This is a genomic window from Rhodococcus sp. BH5, from assembly GCF_027583855.1.
Classification (GTDB): domain Bacteria; phylum Actinomycetota; class Actinomycetes; order Mycobacteriales; family Mycobacteriaceae; genus Rhodococcus_F; species Rhodococcus_F qingshengii.
Genome location: NZ_JAJHVW010000004.1, coordinates 420,489 through 443,637, shown reverse-complemented (window position 1 = coordinate 443,637; position 23,149 = coordinate 420,489). Strand labels below are relative to the sequence as shown.

General features: G+C 62.7%; 21 protein-coding genes. 12 read left to right on the top strand and 9 right to left on the bottom strand.

The annotated features are described in order from the left end of the window. Positions 1-161: 161 nt before the first annotated feature. The 3 genes from RhoBH5_RS13710 to RhoBH5_RS13700 are packed head-to-tail and all read left to right on the top strand — an operon-like array spanning position 162 to position 2,769. Positions 162-1,661, top strand: a complete 1,500-nt coding sequence (locus RhoBH5_RS13710; RefSeq protein ID WP_215515674.1) for a SulP family inorganic anion transporter — start codon at positions 162-164, stop codon at positions 1,659-1,661. A 35-nt stretch (positions 1,662-1,696) separates the two neighbouring features. Further along, positions 1,697-2,122, top strand: a complete 426-nt coding sequence (locus RhoBH5_RS13705) for a MerR family transcriptional regulator (protein WP_051649485.1) — start codon at positions 1,697-1,699, stop codon at positions 2,120-2,122. A gap of 26 nt (positions 2,123-2,148) precedes the next feature. Further along, positions 2,149-2,769 (top strand): L-threonylcarbamoyladenylate synthase, encoded by a 621-nt coding sequence (locus RhoBH5_RS13700; RefSeq protein WP_003945756.1) that lies wholly within the window; start codon positions 2,149-2,151, stop codon positions 2,767-2,769. Positions 2,770-2,803: 34 nt separating this feature from the next. Here the strand turns inward: RhoBH5_RS13700 and RhoBH5_RS13695 are convergent, their stop codons facing one another. From RhoBH5_RS13695 to RhoBH5_RS13685, 3 genes are all read right to left on the bottom strand, one after another. Continuing rightward, positions 2,804-4,717: an alkyl/aryl-sulfatase gene (locus RhoBH5_RS13695; protein ID WP_003945738.1), complete on the bottom strand. Its 1,914-nt coding sequence runs from the start codon at positions 4,715-4,717 to the stop codon at positions 2,804-2,806. 99 nt (positions 4,718-4,816) lie between these two features. Next, positions 4,817-5,380, bottom strand: a complete 564-nt coding sequence (locus RhoBH5_RS13690) for a TetR/AcrR family transcriptional regulator (protein WP_270008417.1) — start codon at positions 5,378-5,380, stop codon at positions 4,817-4,819. Beyond that, positions 5,377-6,612 carry a cytochrome P450 gene (locus RhoBH5_RS13685; RefSeq protein ID WP_075832365.1) on the bottom strand — a complete coding sequence of 412 codons (1,236 nt, stop codon included), beginning with the start codon at positions 6,610-6,612 and terminating at the stop codon, positions 5,377-5,379. The genes RhoBH5_RS13690 and RhoBH5_RS13685 overlap by 4 nt, the downstream gene beginning before the upstream one ends. 108 nt (positions 6,613-6,720) lie before the next feature. Here RhoBH5_RS13685 and RhoBH5_RS13680 point away from each other — a divergent pair, with 108 nt between their 5' ends. Beyond that, positions 6,721-7,566, top strand: a complete 846-nt coding sequence (locus RhoBH5_RS13680) for a glycosyltransferase family 92 protein (protein WP_270008416.1) — start codon at positions 6,721-6,723, stop codon at positions 7,564-7,566. A 113-nt stretch (positions 7,567-7,679) separates the two neighbouring features. On the opposite strand, the gene RhoBH5_RS13675 is transcribed toward RhoBH5_RS13680, so the two are convergent. Further along, on the bottom strand, positions 7,680-7,838 hold the full coding sequence (locus RhoBH5_RS13675; protein WP_156423205.1) for a hypothetical protein: 159 nt from the start codon (positions 7,836-7,838) through the stop codon (positions 7,680-7,682). Positions 7,839-8,043: 205 nt separating this feature from the next. Here RhoBH5_RS13675 and RhoBH5_RS13670 point away from each other — a divergent pair, with 205 nt between their 5' ends. Next, entirely contained in the window at positions 8,044-8,805 is a 762-nt protein-coding gene (locus RhoBH5_RS13670) for an SDR family NAD(P)-dependent oxidoreductase (RefSeq protein WP_007734596.1), read from the top strand. Here the strand turns inward: RhoBH5_RS13670 and RhoBH5_RS13665 are convergent. Beyond that, positions 8,787-8,924 carry a hypothetical protein gene (locus RhoBH5_RS13665; protein ID WP_003945592.1) on the bottom strand — a complete coding sequence of 46 codons (138 nt, stop codon included), beginning with the start codon at positions 8,922-8,924 and terminating at the stop codon, positions 8,787-8,789. The genes RhoBH5_RS13670 and RhoBH5_RS13665 overlap by 19 nt on opposite strands. Before the next feature lie 219 nt (positions 8,925-9,143). Between RhoBH5_RS13665 and RhoBH5_RS13660 the strand changes: the two genes are divergently transcribed. The 3 genes from RhoBH5_RS13660 (at position 9,144) to RhoBH5_RS13650 (ending at position 12,415) form a co-directional block, all read left to right on the top strand. After that, on the top strand, positions 9,144-10,088 hold the full coding sequence (locus RhoBH5_RS13660; RefSeq protein WP_047269548.1) for an alpha/beta fold hydrolase: 945 nt from the start codon (positions 9,144-9,146) through the stop codon (positions 10,086-10,088). 263 nt (positions 10,089-10,351) lie between these two features. Further along, positions 10,352-11,125 carry a VOC family protein gene (locus RhoBH5_RS13655; RefSeq protein ID WP_042452552.1) on the top strand — a complete coding sequence of 258 codons (774 nt, stop codon included), beginning with the start codon at positions 10,352-10,354 and terminating at the stop codon, positions 11,123-11,125. A gap of 135 nt (positions 11,126-11,260) precedes the next feature. Then, the gene (locus RhoBH5_RS13650) at positions 11,261-12,415 is read left to right on the top strand and encodes an alkaline phosphatase family protein (RefSeq protein WP_007734589.1); all 1,155 of its coding nucleotides are present in this window, start codon (positions 11,261-11,263) and stop codon (positions 12,413-12,415) included. Here the strand turns inward: RhoBH5_RS13650 and murJ are convergent. The 4 genes from murJ to RhoBH5_RS13630 form a co-directional block, all read right to left on the bottom strand. Further along, positions 12,401-14,029 carry a murein biosynthesis integral membrane protein MurJ gene (gene murJ, locus RhoBH5_RS13645; protein WP_238565244.1) on the bottom strand — a complete coding sequence of 543 codons (1,629 nt, stop codon included), beginning with the start codon at positions 14,027-14,029 and terminating at the stop codon, positions 12,401-12,403. The genes RhoBH5_RS13650 and murJ overlap by 15 nt on opposite strands. A 97-nt stretch (positions 14,030-14,126) precedes the next feature. Then, a complete protein-coding gene (locus RhoBH5_RS13640) occupies positions 14,127-15,155 on the bottom strand; it encodes a beta-ketoacyl-ACP synthase III (protein ID WP_003945837.1) in 1,029 nt (342 codons plus the stop codon). 161 nt (positions 15,156-15,316) lie between these two features. Further along, positions 15,317-15,958, bottom strand: a complete 642-nt coding sequence (locus RhoBH5_RS13635; RefSeq protein WP_003945784.1) for a response regulator transcription factor — start codon at positions 15,956-15,958, stop codon at positions 15,317-15,319. Then, positions 15,946-17,184, bottom strand: a complete 1,239-nt coding sequence (locus tag RhoBH5_RS13630; protein ID WP_179090776.1) for a sensor histidine kinase — start codon at positions 17,182-17,184, stop codon at positions 15,946-15,948. The genes RhoBH5_RS13635 and RhoBH5_RS13630 overlap by 13 nt, the downstream gene beginning before the upstream one ends. A 109-nt stretch (positions 17,185-17,293) precedes the next feature. Here RhoBH5_RS13630 and RhoBH5_RS13625 point away from each other — a divergent pair, with 109 nt between their 5' ends. The 4 genes from RhoBH5_RS13625 to RhoBH5_RS13610 all read left to right on the top strand — a co-directional run bounded on the left by RhoBH5_RS13625 (position 17,294) and on the right by RhoBH5_RS13610 (position 23,135). Next, on the top strand, positions 17,294-18,076 hold the full coding sequence (locus tag RhoBH5_RS13625) for an ABC transporter ATP-binding protein (protein WP_051649487.1): 783 nt from the start codon (positions 17,294-17,296) through the stop codon (positions 18,074-18,076). Then, the gene (locus tag RhoBH5_RS13620) at positions 18,076-20,559 is read left to right on the top strand and encodes an ABC transporter permease (RefSeq protein WP_270008415.1); all 2,484 of its coding nucleotides are present in this window, start codon (positions 18,076-18,078) and stop codon (positions 20,557-20,559) included. The genes RhoBH5_RS13625 and RhoBH5_RS13620 overlap by 1 nt, the downstream gene beginning before the upstream one ends. A 21-nt stretch (positions 20,560-20,580) precedes the next feature. After that, positions 20,581-21,210 carry a class I SAM-dependent methyltransferase gene (locus RhoBH5_RS13615; protein ID WP_270008414.1) on the top strand — a complete coding sequence of 210 codons (630 nt, stop codon included), beginning with the start codon at positions 20,581-20,583 and terminating at the stop codon, positions 21,208-21,210. A gap of 89 nt (positions 21,211-21,299) precedes the next feature. Then, entirely contained in the window at positions 21,300-23,135 is a 1,836-nt protein-coding gene (locus RhoBH5_RS13610) for an acyl-CoA dehydrogenase (protein ID WP_007734578.1), read from the top strand. Positions 23,136-23,149: the final 14 nt, after the last annotated feature.

The window sequence follows — 23,149 nt, the reverse complement described above, 5'->3', positions numbered from 1 at the left end:
GACCGCCACCGCGAGCGTTACCCCTCTCGATCAATCTCGCGATTCGAGATCCATTGCGGGGAAACACAATTCGACAGAAATCCGCGCCGTAGTGAGAACTCCGTTCATACTCTACCCTTACAGGAGGGTAGAGTATGAGAACCTCGTCAGGACGGAATCTCATGGCAGTAACCATCGCTTCATCCACCAACGACAATTCGGTTCGCGCCGCGCTCCGGTCACCTCACCGTCTCAAAACGGAGGTTTTGGCCGGACTGGTCGTGGCGTTGGCACTGATTCCCGAGGCGATCTCGTTCTCGATCATCGCCGGCGTCGATCCGCGGGTAGGACTGTTCGCGTCGTTCACGATGGCAGTGACCATCGCCGTCGTCGGCGGACGACCCGCAATGATCTCCGCAGCTACCGGCGCCGTCGCACTGGTCGTCGCTCCACTGACGCGCGAGTACGGAATCGACTACCTGATTGCGACAGTCCTTCTGGCCGGCCTTCTCCAGATCGTGCTGAGCCTCCTGGGCGTCGCAAGGTTGATGCGCTTCATTCCGCGCAGCGTCATGGTGGGATTCGTCAACGCACTCGCCATCTTGATCTTCATCGCCCAACTCCCCCACCTGATCGATGTTCCGTGGCTCGTCTACCCACTCCTTGCAGTCGCACTTCTGATACTCGTATTCCTGCCGAAACTGACGAACTCCGTCCCGGCTCCACTGGTGGCAATCGTGCTACTGACAACCGCCACAGTCGTTTTCGCGTTCGATGTCCCCAACGTCGGCGACGAGGGCGAGCTTCCGTCGAGCCTACCGACGCTACTGTTCCCCGACGTCCCCCTGGACATGCACACACTGTCGATCATTGCGCCGTACGCATTGGCCATGGCGCTCGTCGGACTCCTCGAATCGTTGATGACGGCCAAGCTCGTCGACGACGTCACGGATACTCACTCGAACAAGACCCGAGAAGGGTGGGGCCAAGGCGTCGCGAACATCGTCACCGGCTTCTTCGGGGGCATGGGAGGGTGCGCGATGATCGGCCAGACCATGATCAACGTCAAGGTCTCCGGCGCTCGCACTCGAATCTCGACTTTCCTGGCGGGCGTGTTCTTGCTGATACTCGTCGTCGGCCTCGGCGATGTGGTGGCGTTGATTCCCATGGCCGCATTGGTGGCCGTCATGATCATGGTCTCGGTCGGCACTTTCGATTGGCACAGCATCAATCCGAAGACCCTGCGCCGCATGCCGATCGGCGAGACAGTGGTCATGTTGGTCACCGTGGTAGTCACCGTCGCGACCCACAATCTTGCCTACGGCGTGATCATCGGAGTGATCACCGCGATGGTCATCTTCGCTCGCCGCGTCGCGCATCTCACCGAAGTGATCGACGTCGCGCATCCGGACGAGGACACCCGTGTCTATGCGGTTCGAGGCGAACTGTTCTTCGCATCCAGCAACGATCTGATCTACCAATTCGACTACGCCGGCGACCCGAAGAACATTGTCATCGATCTGTCCGAGTCTCATGTCTGGGACGCGTCGACCGTCGCGACACTGGACGCCATCACCACCAAGTACGCGGCCAGAGGCAAGAATGTCGAGATCGTGGGGCTCGGCGACGCATCGGCCGAGCGCCACCTGCGCCTGTCCGGTCGCCTGGGTGACGGTCACTGAGAGTATGGAGGCCCAGCGCGAGGAAAGTGGGAGTGATGTCTGAGCCGGAACATGCGGGCCAAGGGCCGAACATGCAGATCGGACAGGTTGCCGAACGCACCGAACTGTCGATCAAGACGATCCGTCATTACGACGAGGTCGGTCTGGTTACTCCGTCCGAGCGGAGCGCCGGAGGATTCCGCCTCTATACCGAGGCCGATGTCCAACGGCTACTGGTAATCCGACGAATGAAGCCGCTCGGATTCAGTCTCGAAGAAATGAAACAACTTCTCGATTCTCTGGCAGTGCTCGGCGACGAAGCTTCGGACGCGTCAACGCGCACCGCTGCAACCGAATTCGTCACCGACTGCCACACCCGGGCGGAAGAAAGCTGCACACACTTACGTAAGCAACTCGCCTACGCCGAAGAGCTGACGGGTTTGCTCGCCGACCACAGTCTCAAGGGTGAACGGCATTCGTGATCTGCAAGCTGAACTAAGCTGAGTTGATGGCCCGATACTTCGACGTTCACCCGGAAAACCCGCAGCCGCGCGCGATCAGCCAGATCGTCGAAATGCTGCGCAACGACGCGGTCATCGCCTACCCCACCGACTCCTGCTACGCCCTGGGCGCCCGAATGGACAATCACTCGGGCACCGATCGGATCCGCGAGATCCGTCATCTGCGTTCGGACCATCACTTCACGCTGGTCTGTGCCGATTTCGCGCAGCTCGGGCACTTCGTCCACGTCACCAACTCGGCGTTCCGCGCGGTGAAAGCGGCTACGCCTGGGCAGTACACGTTCATCCTTCCCGCCACGAAGGAAGTTCCGCGTAGGCTGGCACACGCCAAGAAGAAGACCGTCGGAGTGCGTATCCCCAGCCACCCGGTAGTGCGGGCACTCTTGCAAGAGTTGGGTGAACCCATCCTCTCCAGCACCCTTCTCCTGCCCGGCGCCGAGGAACCGATGACGGACGGCTGGCAGATCAAGGAAGAACTCGACCACCAACTCGACGCCGTCATCGACTCGGGTGACTGCGGAACCGAACCCACCACAGTCGTCGACTATTCGTCCGGTGTTCCCGAAATCGTGCGCGTCGGCGCGGGAGATCCTTCTCGTTTCGAATGATCCCCCGCCCGGGCCACATCATGGAGTCGACCAGTCACGGCGTGACGATATCGAACCACAGATCGAAGTCCTCCAGCAGCGAGATGAACGTCTCCAGTTCGGACTGATCTCCCACAGCTTTTGCCGTTCCGGCCTTGATGGATTCGGTGAGCGAGGTCGTTCCCAGATACACCTCGTTGAACACGGCACGGGTCAAGGTCAGAGTCAGAGCGGCCGAAGCATCTGCCTTGTCCATGTCGTAGTTCAGCACGCCGTTGCGCACTGTGACCAGGACGTTGTCCGCGGTGTCCGACAACACGAATCGCAACGACAGGTCGACGTCGGCGGCCTTCGGGCCATCGAGGCGAACTGCCCAGAAGTCCAGCATCTGCTCGAGCGGCATCACTGCGACCACGGCCGGGCCAGTGGGGTTGTTGGACGGCATCGGCGCCAGCGGATGCCGCAATTCCATCGCTCCGACCAGGTAGAAGTTGCGCCACGTACCGTTCTCGGCTTGGTAGCCGAGTTGTTCGTACGTGTCCGCCAACAACTCTCGCGCTTTCTGATTACTCGGATCGGCGAACACCAGATGGTTCACCAACTCCGCGGCCCAGCGGTAGTCGCCGTCGTCGAACGCCTGCTTGCCCTTGGTCAGAAGTGCGTCCGGCCCGCCGACGGCTTCGACGTAGCGCTTGCCGTTCTCCACCGGCGGATGGGGATTGAGATGAGCGGGAACGCCGTCGAACCAACCGAGATAGAAGGTGTAGATCGCTTTGACGTTGTGACTGAGCGAGCCGTAGTACCCACGGTTGTACCACTGCTTTCCGATCGCGTCGGGTACCTCGATCTGGTCGGCAATCTCTACCGGTGTCAGTCCCTTGTTGGCAAGGCGCAACGTCTGATCGTGCAGATACTTGTACAGATCTGCCTGATCCGACATCAGCTTCAAGATCTTGTCGTTGCCCCACGTGGGCCAATGATGCTGCGCAAAGATGATTTCGACGTCGGGGAACAGTTCCATTGCCAGACGCACGTAGTGCGACCACGCTTTGGCGTCGCGAGTCTTGGCGCCGCGCAACGTGTATAGATTGTGCATCGTGTGCGTGACGTCCTCAGCTGACCCGAGCGCCTTGAAATCTGGTAAATAGAAGAGCATTTCGGACGGCGCTTCGGTTCCCGGCGCGAGCATGAACGTCACGCGCACACCGTCGATGACCTCTTCGTGCACCGGTTCGGTGATGACGTCGGTAGGCACGGCGAACGTCGAAGTGCCGTGAGAAGTGGACAGGCCGAGACCACCGGATACCTGCCCTTGTGGCCCCGGACGCAGGAACGATCCGTACATGTACATTCCGCGACGTGTCATCGCCGTGCCGGCAAGTACGTTCTCGGAAATCGCTTCCTCCGTGAAACTGTCTGGTGCGTAGACCTTTACGGCACCGGACTCGATCTCTTCGTCGGTGACAAATCCTTTGACACCGCCGAAGTGATCGCCGTGGGAGTGCGTGAAGATGATTGCCTTGACCGGAACCTTCGGGCGGTGCTGGTAGTACAACTCCAGCGCGAGAGCGGCTGTTTCCGCGGACATCAGAGTGTCACCGATGATCAACCCGGTGTCGCCCTCGATGATCGTCGTGTTGGACAAGTCCTGGCCGATCACCTGGTACAGACGATCAGCCAGCTTGAACAGTCCACCGCCCTTTCCCATCAAAGTGGCTTGGCGCCACAGACTCGGGTTGACGGTATCCGGTGCATCGCCGTCGGCGAACCCGTAGGCGTCGTACGAGAAGATGAACTGCCCTTTGTCACCTTTGACCAGTCCGCCATCGATGAGCGGTGCCACGAGACCTCGAGAAATCAGTTCGAAGTCGAAGGTGTCGTCGAAAGGAAGGTCACGGAGAACCTGGGCATTTGCCAGGCGAGTCGCTTCGGTGGCGGGCTTGGGGTCGAGTTCGGACGGTGTAGTCATCTTCTCTTACGCTCCTCGGGAACTCGCGGTGACCTGTGTCGGGATATCGGTTCATCCTCGATTCCCACGCAGCCCTCGCGCATCACCCGGAAGGGATGATCAGGTGGCCCGTCCAGCAATCAACAGCGCAACGACGAACTCACGCACCAACGTCCGCTCGTCGTTCTCGTCCGCCCCCGGCACCATGAGCAGCGAGAGGATCACCCGCACGATCCAGCGTGCCCGCGACGCTGTGCCTGCTCCGAGTTCACCGAGCATCGCGACACCAAGTCCGTTGATGACGTCGGACGAATTGGCGAGTTCACCGGCAAGACTCGCATCGCCCGGGGCGAACCATGCAGCCAACGTCGGAGTGCTACGCACCGCGGAGACTGCGGTGAGTATGGCCGTCTCCAGACGCTCACTCGGATCGTCGATGGTCGCTACCGATTCCGCGATCGCAGTTCCCAGCCTGCGAGCTTCGCGGTGAACGAACGCAATGTGAAGAGCCTGCCGATTCTCGAAGTACCGATACAAGGTGGCTCGGGAACATCCTGCAGCAGAGGCTATCTCCGCCATACCGACCGCGTTGACGCCTTTCTCGACGAACAATTGTGCCGCACTGTCGAGGATCTTCTCGGCTGCCGCCAAGGCGCGCCCCTCGGCGAGCCAGTCGTTGCTCATGGCCGAGTCACCGACATCGGAGCCGAGAGCGGACGGCGCACGTAGTTGCCCGGCGCGTATTGCATCGCGTCGATGTCGACATGGAAGTCGGGAATCCGGGAAAGCAACTCTTCCAAAGCAACTCGCGCCTGCATTCGAGCTGCCGACGCGCCCAGACAATGGTGGGCGCCATGGCTGAAGGTGAGGATCTTCTGCGGTCGACGCAAGACGTCCAACTCCGCCGCGTCGGGTCCGTACTTCTCGGGATCACGATTGGCCGCACCGTACATCAGCAGAACCTTACGTCCTGCCGGAATCACTTTGCCACCCAAGGCCACATCTCGCGTCGTGGTGCGTGCCAGTCCTTGGACCGGCGAGGTGAGTCGAAGCAACTCGTCGACCGCGTCGGTGATCAATGCGGGATCGTCCAGCAGGATCTGACGCTGGTCGAGGCGTTCGGTCAGCATCGCCACCGAACCACCCAGCATTCCTGTCGTGGTGTCGTTTCCCCCGGCCACCATGGTGAAGGCGAAGCCCAGAATCGACAGCAGGCCGGACATGTCGCCGTCTTCACCGAGTCCAGCGGCGAGTAGGTGCGAAATCGTGTCGTCATCCGGTTCGACCTTGCGGCGTTCGATCAGCGAAGCGAAGTACATCATCAGCTCACCGGTGGCGGCCTGCGCCGTCGTCGCTGCCGCGGCCACACCACCTGCCGAATTGGCAGCGACAATGGCTTCGGTCCAGCCGTCGAACTGGTCACGGTCCGATTCCGGCACACCCAGATAGTGTGCGACAACCATAGACGGCAACGGTTTGAAGAGCTCGACGACGATATCGCCGCTGCCACGCGCTTTCAGCGCCTCGATACGTTCGACGACAAATTCGCGAACCATCGGCTCGACCGCCGATACCTGACGCGGAGTGAAACCCTTCGACACCATGCGCCGGAACTCCGACTGCACTGGCGGATCCTGCATCACGAACGGCGGATTGTCCTGCATCCCGATCTGTTCGAGTTCACCGTAGACAGTGGTCAATCCCTTTGCCGACGAATACGTCTCGTAGTCGCGAGCGGCGTTGTAGACGTCTTCGTGACGGGTGAGCACCCAGTAGTCGTCCTGCGGCGCAGCTTCCGGCACAACGTTGTGCACCGGGTCGTTCTCGCGCAATGCGTCGTACATGGCCCAGGGCGAACGCCAGGACTCCCCGGTGGAAGGTACAAACCGTGGCGAATGTGACACAGAAGTTGTCATGACTCGACTATGAGACAAATTGCCAAATGTGTCAACGTTCTACGATCAACCGTTCCCACGAGCAGCATTGAGTAACTCGCATCCACGCAGAGCACTATCGCGTGTCGGGTGATCACGGATCCGAAGAATCATCCGAACAGCTCTGACGCCGGGCGCCGCGCCGTGGTTGCGGTCCTGCTCCCCCGCGAACATCTCCCCTTCATCAGGAACTGGTGCCTGCACCACATCGAGCAAGGCTGGGAGGTTGTTCTCTACGACAACACCGGTTCCGTCGGGTCCACCCGCAAGACAAGCGCATTCAGTCTCAACCGTTGGCACGGCCGCAGCGAGGACAAGAGAGGCAACTCTTACGGCGCCTTCACCCGATCGATGTCGGACAGTGAAGTTCAGGTCGCATTCCGCAAAGAACTGCACGACCTTCCGGTGACGATCGTCGACTGGCAACCGCGCGACGCGGACGGTCGGATCGTGCACGGACAGGTAGAGGCGTACGTCGATTACGTGAGCCGGTACCGCGACACCGTCGCATGGGCAGCATTCATCGACGCCGACGAATACCTCCAACACGCACCAGGATTGGACTGGGAGGTTCTACTTGCCGGCGTTACTCAAGCGGGTTCGCACCGCGTCGTTCTCGATGCTCTGGTCTACGAATCCAGGTGGACGCGCGACGGGCAATTGCGAGACGTCGAGGAATTGAAATGCCTTGGGCTACAGAGCCATGGTTGCAAGAACATCGTCAGGCTGTCGGAGATTTTGCGAGCAGACGTCCACTGGGCCTGGAAGACAAGCGAACCGGACACCCTCATACGACCGGACAGATCGCTCTACTACTTCCGCCACTACCGCGGTTCGGAGGCGATGCTCGACTACACTCCGCTGCCGAACTTCGGACCCCAGGTCCACGAAGAAGGTGCGGATGTGCCGGCAAAGATCGACGTATCACAAAAATGAATGTGCCTGCAAGACACAGGTATTCATCTGCAGACAAACCTCCGGCCCGCATCCACGAAGGCAATACCTTCAGAATGCGGGCCGGGGGCCGTAAATCCGGTTCAGCGAAGCAATCAAGCCTTCGGCTGCGAGCTTCCTGCGCCACCAATTGCGCCGAGAAGACCTGCAACTGCGCCGATGCCGACGAGAACGCCGCCCAGGCCTGCAATGATCTTCTGGAAGTCGCCGAGAGTTGCGAGGTCCGTCTTGCTGCTGCCAGTGGTGAATGCCATGTCTAGCTCCTCATCATGGAATGTGTACGCGGTCCGCGCGCCCGGTATGTAACGGCGCTCACAATATACGTAAGACGACCGAAATTTGAAGCGGTGCCGCTGAGTGGGACGTAACTCACATCTCATCCAGCGGGAACCCACGAGTAACAATGCGCGATTCGGACAACGCTTCGGGAACCGTTGAATGACGAGCAGGAGAACAGCAGTGGGCAAGTTGGATGGAAAAGTGGCCCTGATCACTGGCGCAGGGCAAGGCGTCGGCCAGGGAGTTGCGTTTGCGCTCGCCAAGGAGGGCGCTTCCGTCGCGGTCGCGGGCCGCACTGAGTCGAAACTCGTCGTCACATGTAACGAGATCGCCGAACGCGGAGGCCGTGCCGAACCGGTGCTCATGGATATCGCCGACGCAGATTCCATCACCGGAGCCGTGGCGCGAACGGTGAAACTGTTCGGCGGCGTCGACATTCTGATCAACAACGCCAGCCTCAACCCGCTCGGCAACGTCCTCGACCTCACTCCGGAGCGCCTTGCCGACGGATTGACGTCCGGCCCCGTCGCGACTCTGCGAACCATGCAAGCCTGTTACCCGTTCATGAAGGAGCGCGGCGGCGGGGCAATCATCAACATGGTCAGCTCCGTGGCCGTCCGCTGGGACGCTGCCGGCTACGGCGGCTACGCGGCCGTGAAGGAATCCGTCCGAGCCCTCAGTCGCGCGGCAGCATGCGAATGGGGCGTCGACGGGATCCGGGTCAACGCGGTTGCTCCCCACGCGTCGTCGCCGGGGCTGCAGCGGTGGGCAGATGCACGCCCGGAGGAGGCTGCCGCCTTTGTTGCCGGGATTCCGCTACGGAGGATCGGCGACTGCGAAACGGACATCGGAACCGCGGTGGCTTTCCTGGTCGGCCCGGATGCCGCGTATCTGACTGGAGCAACAATTCCGCTCGACGGTGGTCAGTCGCGCTGGGGCTGAGAGCTGGCGTCGTCGAAGGCAAGCACCGCCGACTTGGCTTCGGCGATCGGGCGGCGGAAAACGAAACCGACCAGAACGGATGCCAAAACCAAGGCGGCCAGAACAATGAGCCCGACCATCCACCACATGGTTTTCAGTATGCCCGAACCGACCTCCGCCGGACGCGCGCCACGGCCGTCGGAAAGCGGCGACAGCCTCGAAAAGTGCTGAACACCAGTCAAATTCCGTTTTGCCCGTTTCCTGAGCTTCTTGAGAAGCCGTGATCGATGACACATATTCGGATCCCGAACCGGAACGAGTGCGTGACTACGACGACACCTCGGTGCGTCCTGGCATGTATGGAATCCGCTGTTTCGGCCCAACTCGTCGACGGAAGCACCCTCACACACCCGTGGGGCGGGACAAGCAACATCACCGATCTCGGCGGTGACGTTCACTGGATCGACTTCGGCGGTCCCAGCGGAGCGCCGCCCATCGTGCTCGTTCACGGTCTGGGCGGCTCGCACCTGAACTGGGTGCGGGTCGCACCGGCGCTGGCGGCGCGCACGCGCGTGTACGCACTTGACCTCGCCGGATTCGGACTCACCTCTGCCCGTGGGCGACACACCGGCGTCGACGCCAACGCAGTACTTCTGAATCGCTTTCTCGACACAGTGGTGGGTGAGCCCGCCGTCCTGTTCGGCAATTCCATGGGCGGAATGGTCTCGGCAATGTCGACCCATGCCAGTCCCGAATCAGTCGCCGGCCTGGTGCTGGTGGATCCGGCGCTCCCCCTGCCCGTCCAACTTCCCGATCTGACCGTCGCCGCCCAATTCGCGCTCTACTCGATGCCGTACGTCGGTGAGCAGGTTCTCGGCTTCGGACGCCGAAAGATGTCAGACCGGCAGTTGGCCGCTCAGATGACCAGATTGTGTTTTGCCGATCCGACGCGAGCCGACCCCGCGGTCCTCGACGCGGGCGCTGCCTTGACGGCGATTCGCCGCAACGAACCTACCCAGGATGCCGAATTCCTTCAGGCAGCACGGTCACTGCTGATGACCCTCGCCCGTCCTGCCTCCTATCGAAAGACATTGCGAGAGATCACGACTCCGACGCTCCTGATGCACGGCGATCGCGATCGGCTTGTCCCGGTCGAGGCCGCACGGGCAGCCGCTGCTGCACATCCACACTGGACCACCATCATTCTCGGCGACACCGGCCACACCCCACAATTGGAGATTCCGGACGAGTTCACCCGTCATGCGCTCGCGTGGCTCGATCGCACGGGGCTGATCAGGAGCTGACACGTACCGGCACTACACCCGCGGAACGGCCTCGCCGATCGAGCAAGTGCCCCATCAACTTCGGAGTATCAAGAACGATTCGGCGGTCGTCTGCGTTGGCAGGTCCGGCCCACCGGGGAACGCGAAACGGTCACATACCCCAAAGCTCTCGAACCCTGGGAATGTGTCGGGGTACGCGCGTAGCGTGAGATTCAGGCCTTCCTCGGCCAAACATTTCCGCGTCCCCTGCTTGTGTATCCGTTTCGGTTAAGGAGAGTTTTCAGATGCCCGCACGCACAGCGCTCGACGGAACACCCTGTTGGATCGACCTCACCAGCTCCGACACCGAGGTTGCCAAATCCTTCTACACCAACGTGTTCGGCTGGCAGGCTGACACAAACGACGACCCGCAGTACGGCGGCTACGCGATCTTCAGCAAAGACGGGCAGCCCATCGCCGGGCTCGGACCCCAGCAGGAGGGAAACCCCTACGGCAACGTGTGGACCACCTACATCTCCTCGACTGATGCGGCAGCGTCGGCGTCCAAGGCCCAAGCCGCGGGCGGAACGATCATGATGCCGTCGATGCAGGTCGGTCCTCAGGGCAGCATGGCGATCGTGGGCGATCCGGCCGGTGCCGTCGTCGGCATCTGGCAGGCAGATCAGCACCACGGCTTCGGTTTGGTCGGCGAGGCCGGAGCGCCGGTCTGGCACGAGACCTTGTCCAAGAACTACGCCGCGGTCCTGCCGTTCTACACCGACGTGTTCGGCTGGACTTACGAGTCGATCGGTGACAGCGACGAGTTCCGGTACTCACAGGCCAAGCAGGGCGACACCGTCGTCGCCGGTTTGATGGATGCCAGCTCGTTCCTCCCGGCAGAGGCGCCGTCGTTCTGGCAGGTGTACTTCGGGGCGGACGACACCGATGCGGCCGTCGCCAAGGTCGTCGAATTCGGCGGCAGCGTCTTGCGCGATCCCGAGGACACGCCCTTCGGCCGTCTCGCGTCGGTGGCCGATCCACTAGGTGCCAAGTTCCAGATCTCCACGATCATGGAATGAATCTCCGCGCGGAGGCCGCACCGGTCCGCGGTCTCTGCGCGCTGATCATCTGGAAAGTCCGGATTTGACCGCACAGATTTGAACACTCGCCCAGAAGGTATGCAGTTTTCTGCGTCCAACGCCTAATCTCATGGGATGCCCGCCCCCGCCCCTCTCCTCGATGTGTACTCGCAGCCGACTCTGTCGACGCTTGCGCCGTCGGTACTCGCTTCTCTCGGAGTGAGCGGCGAAGCGAACCGTCTCGATCTACAGCCCAGCAAGAAGACCGTAATTCTGCTGGTAGACGGGATGGGCGCGAACTTGCTCGCCCGCAACGCCGAACACGCACCATTCCTGAATTCACTCGTCGGAACGCCCATCCGGGCAGGCTTCCCCACGACGACGGCCACCAGCATTGTCTCACTGGGGACCGGTCTGCCTTCGGGAGCGCACGGCATCACCGGCTACCAGTCCTACGTCGAAGAAGCCGATTCGGTGTTCAACTGGCTGGGTTGGCACAGCGCGGGCAAGAAGGAATCTCAGACCGACTCCATCGTCCCGGAAACCCTGCAGCCGCAGGCCACGACGTTCGATCGCGCCGCCGCAGCCGGCATCACCGTTACAACCGTCGTACCGTCGAAGTTCGACGGCAGCGGCCTCACCCGTGCCGGGATGCGCGGTGCCCAGTTCGCCGGAATCCAGGCATACGGAGACCTCCTCGCTCGCACCGTGGCGGCGTCGAAATCTGCCGACCGCACGTTCACGTACTGCTACATCAGCGAGATCGATGCACTCGGCCACGTCTACGGACCCGAGTCCGAGCCGTGGATTTTCCAACTGATGCTGGTCGATCGACTGGTCGAGCAACTCGCCGCGGCTCTCGGTCCGGACGTGAGATTGCTGGTGACGGCAGACCACGGAATGGTCGACGTGTCGGACGAGAACAAGATCGACTTCGACAACACTCCGATTCTGTCCAAAGATGTACTCGCTCTTGCCGGTGAACCTAGATGTCGTCACATCCACACCCGAGAAGGCGCTGCACAAGATGTTGCGGACCGCTGGCGCGCCGAACTGGGTGACCGCATGTGGATCGGGACGAGGTCCGAGGGCATAGTCGCAGGATTGTTCGGGCCTGCAGTGCATTCCGAGTATCACGGCCGGATCGGTGATGTCATCGCCATTGCGTCCGGGGACGTGGCCGTCGTACGTCGATCTGTCGAATCGGGACTGTCCGGACTCCGTGGACAGCACGGCGCCCTCACTCCGGACGAACTGCTGGTACCGCTCTTGTCCTCAGGACAGCAATAGGGTTCGCGCCCGGCGAATCTCGGGAACACCGACGACCTTGCATGCACCCAACAGGACGACGGCACCGACGGCCGCACCCGCCGACAATGAAATAACAGCAGCAAGCCTGGGCTCGGGAACTCGGTTCTGAACCGCCACCACCAAAGCGAACGCACAACCACCTGCCAGAATTGCCGCCGCCGAAATCCTTCCGACGGTGGCCTGCACGCGACGGAATCCCAACAGCCCGTATCGCTTTCGAAGAAGGATGTGGCCGAGTACCGCTCCACACACGTAGGAGAACGAGCCGGCAGCACAGACGGCCAGGACCAGCCTTTCGTCACTAGCCGACAGTGACGCAAGAAGGACGAGCACAGTCTTGGCGACCACCATCACCAGGGCGATCACCGCGGGAGTTCGGGTGTTGTTGTCGGCGTAGAACACTCGCAGCTGAAGCATGACCATCGCAAAGGGCACCAGCCCGAATGCACTGACCGCAACGGCCGTCCCGATCAACCGGGCACTGCTGCCGTCGACCCGGCCGAAGAAGATCAAGGTGGTCAACGAGGGACCGAACACCATGAGCGCCACAGTGACCGGAATCAGCGCCACCACAGAATACCGGGCTCCCCGGCCGAGATCGGATACGACGCCGACGTCGTCACCCGCAGCAACCGACCTGGCGATCCGCGGCATCAGCACCGTCAACAACGACACACCGAGAATGCCGTACGCCACTTGAAACAGCAGATCCGCGTGCGTGTACATCGAGTAGACGTGACGGGAGAGAGTGACCTTCATCGTCACCCACACACCGATCTGGCCGGCAACGACGTACACAAGTACCCAGCCGAGCAACGGCGCCCCGACGCGCACCGGGCGCCAGGTGTGCGGTACGACCCGCACGCGAAGGCGCCACCGAAACCCGTTGCGGTGCAGCGCTCGAGCAACGACGGCGGTTTGCGCCACGATCCCGAGCAGAGTGCCGATACCGATCACCAGAACCTGCGCGGTGGTCATCGACTCGGGAGTCAGAGCCACCGGCCCCGGGATACACAGGAAGACCGCGACCGTCACCAGAAGGACGACGTTGTTGATCACCGGTGCCCAGGCCGGCGCGCCGAACACCGATCGAACGCTGAGCACAGCCGTCATCATCGCCGTGACGCCGTAGAAGAAGATCTCCGGAAGAAGCAAGTACGCGAAGAGCGTCGTCAGCTCTCGTTGAGCCGGATCATCGATCACGGCCGAGACCAGAGGCGGCGCGCACACCACGGCCACTACCGTCACGAGCGCAAGAGCCAGCGCTCCGACGGTGAGAACGCGCTGCGTCTGCTCTCGTTCGAGCGTCCGCCCACGGCTCCGTTGCCGCGTCAGATACGGAAGCAGGACGCTGGCGAGAATCCCGCCGAGGAGGAGCTGATAGACCATGTTCGGGAAGCTGTTGGCCGCGTTGTACGCATCACTGACCAGGGCGATGCCCAGGACCGCGGCAAGGGCAAGGGTGCGGACGAAGCCGGTGATCCGACTGACCGTGCTGGCGAGCGCCACTTGCCCGCCCATCTTCGCCAAGCTGCCGCCCGTCACACCATTACGTTCGGACTCCCGTTCGGACTCCCCCACGTTCTCGACCATCTCGCCAGAGTGCCACATCGCAGACGTTCGACGATCCGGACGGAAACGGAAGGGCGCCCCGAACCGTGGGTTCGAGGCGCCCTTGCGAAAGGAACAATCAGGCGGATTCTGCTCCAGCCAACGGCGGCATGACGACAACCTGACCGGCGAAGGACAGGCCCGCACCGAAGGCGAGAAGCAATGCCTTGTCGCCCGGCTTGCACTGGCCGTCGCGCAGCATCTGCTCCATGGCGAGCGGGATCGAGGCCGCGGACGTGTTGCCCGTCTCGGCGATGTCGTTGGAGACGGGGAAGCCCTCGGGCAGCTTCATGCTGCGAGCGATGACCTCGTTGATGCGCTGGTTTGCCTGGTGCGGCACAAAAGCGTCGATGTCTTCGATACCCAGCCCCGACTTCTCCAGGGTGCGAGTGGCGACCTTGCCCATCTCGAAGGCAGCCCAGCGGAACACCGCGGTGCCGGCCATCTTGATCCACGGCCGAGGTCCGGTCGGGTTCTTGGTGTAGTCGAGCCAGCTGGGCTCCTGAACGATGGCGTCGGACTGGCTGCCGTCCGAACCCCACTCGACCGGGCCGATTCCGACGGTGTCGCTCGGGCCGACGACAACTGCGCCTGCGCCGTCACCGAAGATGAAGCGCACGCTGCGATCGGTGGGCTCGGTGGCCTCGCTCATCAACTCGACGCCGACGACGAGTACGTGATCAACCGTGCCACCGCGAACGAGGTCGCTGGCCACTGCAAGAGCGGTACAGAAACCGGCGCAGCCTGCCGCGACGTCGAAAGCAGCCGGACCCTTGATGCCGAGCTCGTGGGCGACGATGGACGCAGCCTGGGGAGTCTGCAGGTCCCACGTCGACGTCGCGATGATCACGGCGCCGATCTGCTCAGGGGCAATGCCGCTGACGTCCAGTGCTTTACGGGCCGCGCTGATCGACATCGCGAGGATGCCTTCACCCTCGCCGGAGAACCGGCGCGACTTGATACCCGATCGCGTCTGGATCCACTCGTCGGTGGAATCGATCAGCTCACAGATCTCGTCGTTGGTCACGACTCGCTCCGGGCGGTGAACGCCGAGCCCGAGAAGGACGGACTGCCGACCTCCGGCCACACTGGCAATCGGCTTACCCATTGATCGATCTCCTCGTTGGTTTCTGGTGATGACGCGCATTCGACATCACACGTTACGTACAGGACATAAGCCCCTGCCTCTCAGGTCACCGTTCGATCACGGCAACAACATGAGGCTGGCTCACATTACGCTTCGGTCAGGTATGTAGTCCAGATCCATGATCAGGCGCGCAAATGAGCTAGAACTGCCAAAACACGACGATGCCCGCTTTCGGAAGCCGACAGGCCGAGTTTTGCGAAGATATTTCCTATGTGCTTGCTCACAGCAGTGTCGCTGACGACCAGTTTCCTGGCGATTTCCTGATTTCCCAACCCCTCCGCCATCAGTCCGAGAACTTCGGACTCGCGTGGAGTCAGCGATCTGATCGGATCGTCGGCGCGTCGACGGCTCATCAGTTGGGATACGACCTCGGGATCCATCACCGTTCCACCGTCGACGACCCGGTTCAATGCGTCGACGAACTCGGCTACCTTCCCGACTCGTTCCTTGAGCAGGTACCCGACCCCGCCGGCGCCTCCTGCCAACAATTCACCGGCGTAGCGATCCTCGACGTACGCGGAAAGGACCAGGACGGGAAAGCCCGGGCGAAGCTTGCGCACCTCGATCGCCGCTCGAAGTCCCTCGTTGGTGAAAGTAGGAGGCATCCGGACGTCGAGCACCGCGGCGTCGGGGGCGGTCTCCTCGAACACCGTGAGGAACTGCGCGGCGTCGGAGACAGCAGACACCTCGAAGCCCTCTCCGCGGAGCAGCAGTGCCAGCCCCTCTCGCAGGAGAGCGTCGTCCTCGGCAATCAGAATCCGCACGGTAGTTCCACCCTCATCGTTGTCGGTCCACCCTCCGGGCTCTCCAATACTGCGGTTCCTTCGAAAGCCTCGACCCGGCGTCGAATACCCGCCACGCCGCCGCCCGGGCGTTCGTTCGCGCCGCCGTGACCGTCGTCGATCACGTCGATGAGCATCGTCTCACCCGACGAGTCGTCCGACGTCTCCGTCCGTGCCGTGACGGTGACCCTGCGGGCTCCGCTGTGTTTTGCGACGTTGGTCAAGGCCTCGGCGACGACGAAGTACGCAGCAGCCTCGACGGCAGCCGGGGCACGGCGGAGCTCGTCGATCTCGAGTACACAGGGCACGGCGGAGCGCCCGGCGAGCGCCGAGATCGCGCCCTCCAGACCCAACTCGTCGAGGATCGGCGGGTAGATGTCGTGCACCAACGTCCGGAGTTCGCTCAACGCCTCGGTGGCCGCATCTTGGGCCCGATGCAGTTGTGGCAGAGCCTGGTCCGGATTGTTCTGCAACGACCGCTCGGCCATCCCCAACATCATCACCACCGCGACCAGACGGTTCTGCGCTCCGTCGTGCAGATCCCGCTCGATGCGCTTGAGTTCGGCCGAATGCGCGTCGAGCGCCGCAGCGCGGCTGGCCGTCAGGGCGGTGACGCGCTTCGAGAGGTCCGAACGCGTATCCGGCGCAAGCAAAGTCGTGGTCGACCAGCTGATCCATTTCGCCATCGCGGGGATCAACCACCACGCGATCAGGAAGTACAGGATGCCGATCAACGGCATTCCGGCAGCGCCCAGCCACGACGTCACGGGGTACGGGTTGTTGACGGGTTCGCCCGCGGGCATCTGCTGCCAGTACAGCGGGACGGCAATCGCATTGAGCGCACCGAGTGGCAGAGCAATGGTCAGCATCGCCGCGACGAAAGCACCCAGACCATGAATCGACAACCAGGCCGCGTCGCGCCTCGTCGACTGATCGGTGAGGAACCGGCTCCAGTCCCCGAATGTCGGATTGCTGGGCATCGGTGGGTATCGCTGCAGAACAGGGCGTCCGGTGTACGCAGCGGTGCGTTTGCGAGCCAGGCCGGCCCACCACCGGAGCACTCGCACGTACGACGGCAACAGCAACCAGCCGACGATCAGAATCGAGAGCGACAACAGAATGAGACCGACCATCAGCAAGAACAGGGAAACCACAGCTGCCGCGCCCTCGACGAGCACGTACACCGCAGCCCTGGTTCTCTTCTTCACTGCCCCAGCATGCCGCACCACACCGCACGATCCACTACAGCTGGCTACACCATTGATTCGGGACTCTGCTGGATGTCGACGAATGGCGAATCTCCATAGCGTTCTTCCCATGAAGAATCGACACTCGGTCCTCGCCCCGCCGGCTCCTGGTGCCACGGGAGCTCGAACATCTGCCGTGCGACTCGAAGGGGTCAGCAAGGTCTACGGCAACGGCCGCGGCGCCGTGACCGCCCTCGACAACGTCAGCCTCACTCTGCCGCGCAGCACCTTCACCGCAGTGATGGGCCCGTCCGGATCAGGTAAGAGCACTTTCCTGCACTGCGCCGCGGGCCTCGACCGACCGAGCAGCGGATCGGTGTGGCTGGGCGACACCGAAATTTCACAACTGAAGCCGAAGGCCCGCAGCATCTTCCGTCGCGATCACATCGGTTTCGTCTTCCAGGCCTACAACCTGCTCGGCGCTCTCGACGTCGAGCAGAACGTCACGCTCCCCCTACTCCTCGCCGGGCGACGAGCCGACAAGCAGTACCTGACCTTCGTCCTCGAATCCGTCGGACTCGGATCACACCGAAAGCGCAAACCCTCCGAACTGTCCGGCGGTCAGCAGCAACGCGTCGCCATCGCGCGCGCCCTCGTCACTCACCCCGACGCACTCTTTGCCGACGAACCGACCGGCGCCCTCGACTCCCGCAGCGCCAAGCAGGTTCTGGAGTTGTTGCGCCGGACGGCTGCCGAGTTCGATCAGACCATCGTCATGGTCACGCACGACCCGGTGGCCGCGTCGTACGCCGATCGTGTGCTGTTCCTCGCCGACGGGAAACTTGTCGGGCACATCGACCGCCCGACCCCGCAGCAGATCGCCGAGCGCATGACGCACCTCGGGGACTGGTGATGATGAAAGCGCACACCTTTGCGCACCTGAAAGCGCACCGCTCCGGTTTCGTCGCCGTGTTCGTCTCCGTATTCTGTGCAGCGCTCCTCACCTGCGGTCTGGGTGTGCTGCTGGAATCGGGAGTGCGAGGCGGTGTCTCACCACATCTCTACGCCGGTGCCGACGCCGTCGTGAGTGCACCACAGGCGCTCGAGGTCAAGGAAGACGCCGATCAGCCCTTTGCCGAGCGAGTTCTCCTCGCCGGCGATACGGTCCGCAAGCTCGACGCACTCGATGTCACCGTGGTTCCCGACATCTCCGTCCCCGTCAGCACCGCCGAGGGCGTCGTACTCGACGCACATCCTTGGGAAACAGCACAATTGGCGCCGTACTCGCTCATCGAGGGGCGCGCTCCGCAGAGCCGCGACGAGGTGGTCTCGACCACGGGCGCCGCGCTCGGCGAGCGAATCACGCTGGCTCACGGCGCGGTAACGGACGAGTACACCGTCGTCGGCACAGCTGATTCGGCTTCGGCGCCGTCACCCGACCGTCCGGCACTCGTCTTCCTCGACGACGCAGAGGCCGAACGGTTGTGGCCGCACCAGAACTCGGTCACCGCAGTCGGATTGATCGCTCCCGAAGGCGTCAACGCCGCCGCTCTCGCTCGCGACGCACTCGCCGGAACCGGTGCGGAGGTCTCGACCGGCACCGCACGCGGAGGCATCGAATTCCTCGACGCCGGTGCTGCGCGGACGCAGTTGATCGTGCTCTGCGCGTCGTTTGCCGGTCTCGCGTTGATGGTCAGTATGTTCGTCGTTTCCAGCACGCTGTCGCTCTCGATCAACGCCAGACGCCGAGAGTTCGCTCTGCTGCGGGCAATCGGAGCCACCACGCGGCAAGTGCACGTCATGATCGGACGTGAAGTGCTGCTCGTTGCTGCTGCGGCGGCAGCTCTCGGCGCGGTGCCCGGATACCTGCTCGCCCGAGTGCTTGGCGCACAGTTCGCCGACGCCGGGGTCATGCCCACCGATTTCGCGCTGGCCTACAGCCCGCTTCCGGCGATCGCAGCTTTCCTGATCTGCGTACTCACTGCCCGCGCGGCAGCGGCGATCGCGGCACGACGACCGGCGAAGCTCGACCCCGTCGAAGCGCTTCGCGAATCCGAAAGCGGCCCGGCGAAACTGAGCCGCGGACGCATCGTCACCGGGCTGATCTTCGGCGCCGCCGGCCTCAGCGCCTGCGTCCTCCCTGCTTTCCTGCCCGGCAGCGTGGCGGCCGCTGGAGCCGGTTCGAGCGCACTGTTGTTGATCTTCTCGGTCGCGCTGCTCGGCCCCTTGTTGGTGCGCGGCATCATCAAGGTGATCGGCGGTCCGCTGCGCCGCAGTGGGTCGGCGTCCAAAGTTCTCGCTGCCGCCAACGCCGAATCCAATTCGAGACGGCTCTCGTCGGCGGTTGTTCCGTTGGCTCTCGCAATCGCGCTCGGCTCGGTGCAGTTCTTCAGCCAGAGCACCGTCGCCGCCGAGGCGACCAACCAGTCGATCAAGGGCGTCACCGCCGACCTGATCGTCGGCGCACCAGCCGGTATCGCTCCCTCACTCCTCGAGTCGATCGCATCGGTGCCCGGAGTGAGTGCGGCAAACCCGGTGGTCCGCAGTCAAGTCCTCCCGGTACCCAGCGGTGAGGAAGGCGGCTCAGCCGACAGCGCGATCGCGGCCCAGGGCATAGACGCCGCCAGCGCCGACGCGACCCTCGATCTCGCGGTGACCGAGGGCGACCTCAGCGCTCTGACCGGCGATACCGTTGCCGTGAGCGAAGACGGCGCCTTCACCCTCGGAGCCAAGGTAGGCCAGCGCGTCGACCTCTATCTGGGTGACGGAACACTGGTACATCCCATGGTCGTCGCAAAATATGGTCGCGGCCTCGGATTCGGGGACGTGACCATGCCGATCGAGACTTTGCGTCAGCACTCCACCGACGCTCTGATCGACACCGTTCTGGTTGCTGCCGAACCCGGACGGTCGGCCGAAGTCCAGCAGTCGTTGCGCTCGTTCCCCTCGATCGCCGCGATGAACCAGGACCAGTTCGGGGCCGCAGGCGAAGATCAGCGTCGCATGCAGTCGTGGGTCAGCATCCTCGCCGTCCTCGTCCTGCTCGGCTATCTCGCAGTCGCCGTCGTGAACACCCTGGTCGCCGCCACTGCCGAGCGTTCCCGCGAGTTCGCGCTCCTTCAACTGGTGGGCTCGCGGACGAGGCAGGTCCGAGCAATGATGCGCATCGAGTCGTTGATGGTGGTGGGAATCGCCGTCGTGGTCGGATCACTGATCGCCCTGCCGCCTCTGATGGGCATTGCCGTAGCGGTGTCCGGGCAGCCGATCCCGGCGATTTCACCGGCGATCTACGGTTCCATCGTCGCGGTGACCGCTGTTCTGGGATTTGTCTCCATCGCGATCCCGACGCGCGCCGCTCTACGCAAGAACCCGATGGACGGAGTGCGTAACCACTGAGTGGCACTACCGTCGTCATCTATGGATGCGGCCTGGGACAAGAAGTACGAAGAAACCGAGCTCGTCTGGGGCGCTCCTCCCAACGAACTGCTGGTGGAATACGCGACGGCCCTCCCCCACGGCCAGGCACTGGACCTGGCGTGCGGCGAGGGCCGTAACGCGTTGTGGCTCGCGACCCGCGGTTGGGAGGTCACCGGGATCGACTACTCGGCCGTCGCGATCGAGAAAGCCCGCACGATCGCGGCCCGCTCGCCCCGATCGGTTCTCGACCGGCTCGACTACCGATGCGGCGACGTCACCGTCGCGGATTACGCCTCGAGGAACGGGCAGGGATACGACTTGGCCCTGCTTCTTTACCTTCATCTGCCCGCACCACAACGCACCCTGGTTGTGAACCGTGCCATAAATTCTCTGAAACCTGACGGAATCCTCATGATTTTGGGTCACGACCGAAGCAACATCGACTACGGCGTCGGCGGGCCGCAAGATCCCGAAATCCTTTACACACCAGAAGAATTGATGCAGGAGTTCCACGGAAAGCTCGAGTTCGAGATCGCCGGAAATCCCCACAGGCACACCGAAACGGGAATCGCGGTCGACGCGCTTGTCATCGGACGCAAATCCGGTGTTGGCAATGCAAAGAACGGCTAGTAACATGTATTAAGTTACCGACGAGTAATAAACTTCGGGCGGTACTAGGAGTGCTGGACCGCACCACCTCACTGGGAGAAGCAGAAGACATGGGCCATTACAAGAGCAACGTTCGGGACCTGGAGTTCAACCTCTTCGAGGTTCTCGGACTGGAGAAGCCACTGAGCGAAGGCGCTTGGGGCGACCTGGATGCCGACACTGTCCGCAACATGCTGGCAGAGGTCGCACGCCTGGCCGAGGGACCGCTTGGCGAATCTTTCGCCGATGCGGACCGCAACCCCCCTGTCTTCGATCCCGAGACGCACACCGTTGCACTTCCGGAATCCTTCAAGAAGTCGTTCAAGGCTCTGTGGGATGCCGAGTGGTACCGCATGGGATTGAGCGAAGAGGTCGGCGGCGTGCCGGTTCCCCGCTCCGTCGTGTGGGCCATCGGTGAGCTGATCCTGGGCGCACAGCCTGCAGCGCACATGTACCAGGCCGGACCCGCTTTCGCGGACGTGCTGTTCAACAACGGCACCGAAGAGCAGAAGAAGTGGGCCGCCACCATCGTCGAACGAGGATGGGGCGCCACGATGGTCCTCACCGAGCCCGACGCCGGCTCCGACGTCGGTGCCGGACGCACCAAGGCGATCAAGCAGGACGACGGCTCCTGGCACATCGAGGGCGTCAAGCGCTTCATCACCTCGGCCGACTCGGACGACCTGTTCGAGAACATCTTCCACCTCGTTCTCGCTCGCCCCGAAGGTGCCGGACCGGGCACCAAGGGCCTGAGCCTGTTCTTCGTCCCGAAGACGCACTTCAACTTCGAGACCGAAGAGTTCGGCGAGCGTAACGGTGTCTTCGTCACCAACGTCGAGCACAAGATGGGCCTGAAGGTCTCCGCCACATGTGAGGTCACCTTCGGCGGCCACGGCATCCCCGCACAGGGCTGGCTGGTCGGCGAGGTCCACAACGGCATCGCCCAGATGTTCGACGTCATCGAGCACGCTCGAATGATGGTCGGCACCAAGGCAATCGCCACCCTCTCCACCGGTTACCTCAACGCTCTCGATTACGCCAAGCAGCGCGTGCAGGGCGCAGACCTGACCCAGATGACCAACAAGGCAGCACCGCGCGTGACCATCACGCACCACCCCGACGTGCGTCGTAGCCTGGCAATGCAGAAGGCATACGCCGAAGGCCTGCGCGCGGTGTACCTCTACACCGCAGCTCACCAGGACGAGGTTGTCGCCCAGCTCGTCTCGGGCGCAGACAAGGACACCGCGTTCCGCGTCAACGACCTGCTGCTCCCGATCGTCAAGGGCGTCGGCTCCGAGCGTGCGTACCAGTACCTGACGGACAGCCTGCAGACCCTCGGTGGATCCGGCTTCCTGCAGGACTACCCGATCGAGCAGTACATCCGCGACTCCAAGATCGACTCGCTGTACGAAGGCACGACGGCCATCCAGGCTCAGGACTTCTTCTTCCGCAAGATCGCTCGTGACCGCGGCGTCGCGCTCGCTCACGTTGCCGGACAGATCAAGACCTTCATCGACAGCGAAGCCGGCAACGGTCGTCTGAAGGCGGAGCGCGCACTGCTCGCCACCGCACTCGAAGACGTCCAGGCCATGGCCGCCACGCTCACCGGCTTCCTCATGGGAGCTCAGGAGCAGCCCACCGAGCTGTACAAGGTCGGCCTCGGCTCCGTCCGCTTCCTGATGTCCGTCGGCGACCTGCTCATCGGCTGGCAGCTGCTCCGCCAGTCCGAGATCGCTCTCGCGGCACTCGACAACGGCGCTTCCGACAAGGACAAGGGCTTCTACGAGGGCAAGGTCGCCATCGCTTCCTTCTTCGCCAAGAACGTCCTGCCCGAGCTCACCGCTTCACGCGAGATCATCGCGAACACCGAGAACGACATCATGGAGATCGACGAAGCAGCATTCTGATTCGTTCCTGATTC

Coding starts and splice junctions, on each gene's coding strand:
- RhoBH5_RS13625 (WP_051649487.1), top strand. CDS start 17,294: ATGAAGAATCGACACTCGGTCCTCGCCCCGCCGGCTCCTGGTGCCACG.
- RhoBH5_RS13640 (WP_003945837.1), bottom strand. CDS start 15,155: ATGGGTAAGCCGATTGCCAGTGTGGCCGGAGGTCGGCAGTCCGTCCTT.
- murJ (WP_238565244.1), bottom strand. CDS start 14,029: ATGGTCGAGAACGTGGGGGAGTCCGAACGGGAGTCCGAACGTAATGGT.
- RhoBH5_RS13695 (WP_003945738.1), bottom strand. CDS start 4,717: ATGACTACACCGTCCGAACTCGACCCCAAGCCCGCCACCGAAGCGACT.
- RhoBH5_RS13710 (WP_215515674.1), top strand. CDS start 162: ATGGCAGTAACCATCGCTTCATCCACCAACGACAATTCGGTTCGCGCC.
- RhoBH5_RS13615 (WP_270008414.1), top strand. CDS start 20,581: ATGGATGCGGCCTGGGACAAGAAGTACGAAGAAACCGAGCTCGTCTGG.
- RhoBH5_RS13665 (WP_003945592.1), bottom strand. CDS start 8,924: ATGGTCGGGCTCATTGTTCTGGCCGCCTTGGTTTTGGCATCCGTTCTG.
- RhoBH5_RS13650 (WP_007734589.1), top strand. CDS start 11,261: ATGCCCGCCCCCGCCCCTCTCCTCGATGTGTACTCGCAGCCGACTCTG.
- RhoBH5_RS13685 (WP_075832365.1), bottom strand. CDS start 6,612: ATGACAACTTCTGTGTCACATTCGCCACGGTTTGTACCTTCCACCGGG.
- RhoBH5_RS13620 (WP_270008415.1), top strand. CDS start 18,076: ATGATGAAAGCGCACACCTTTGCGCACCTGAAAGCGCACCGCTCCGGT.
- RhoBH5_RS13675 (WP_156423205.1), bottom strand. CDS start 7,838: ATGGCATTCACCACTGGCAGCAGCAAGACGGACCTCGCAACTCTCGGC.
- RhoBH5_RS13610 (WP_007734578.1), top strand. CDS start 21,300: ATGGGCCATTACAAGAGCAACGTTCGGGACCTGGAGTTCAACCTCTTC.
- RhoBH5_RS13705 (WP_051649485.1), top strand. CDS start 1,697: ATGTCTGAGCCGGAACATGCGGGCCAAGGGCCGAACATGCAGATCGGA.
- RhoBH5_RS13660 (WP_047269548.1), top strand. CDS start 9,144: ATGGAATCCGCTGTTTCGGCCCAACTCGTCGACGGAAGCACCCTCACA.
- RhoBH5_RS13700 (WP_003945756.1), top strand. CDS start 2,149: ATGGCCCGATACTTCGACGTTCACCCGGAAAACCCGCAGCCGCGCGCG.
- RhoBH5_RS13690 (WP_270008417.1), bottom strand. CDS start 5,380: ATGAGCAACGACTGGCTCGCCGAGGGGCGCGCCTTGGCGGCAGCCGAG.
- RhoBH5_RS13655 (WP_042452552.1), top strand. CDS start 10,352: ATGCCCGCACGCACAGCGCTCGACGGAACACCCTGTTGGATCGACCTC.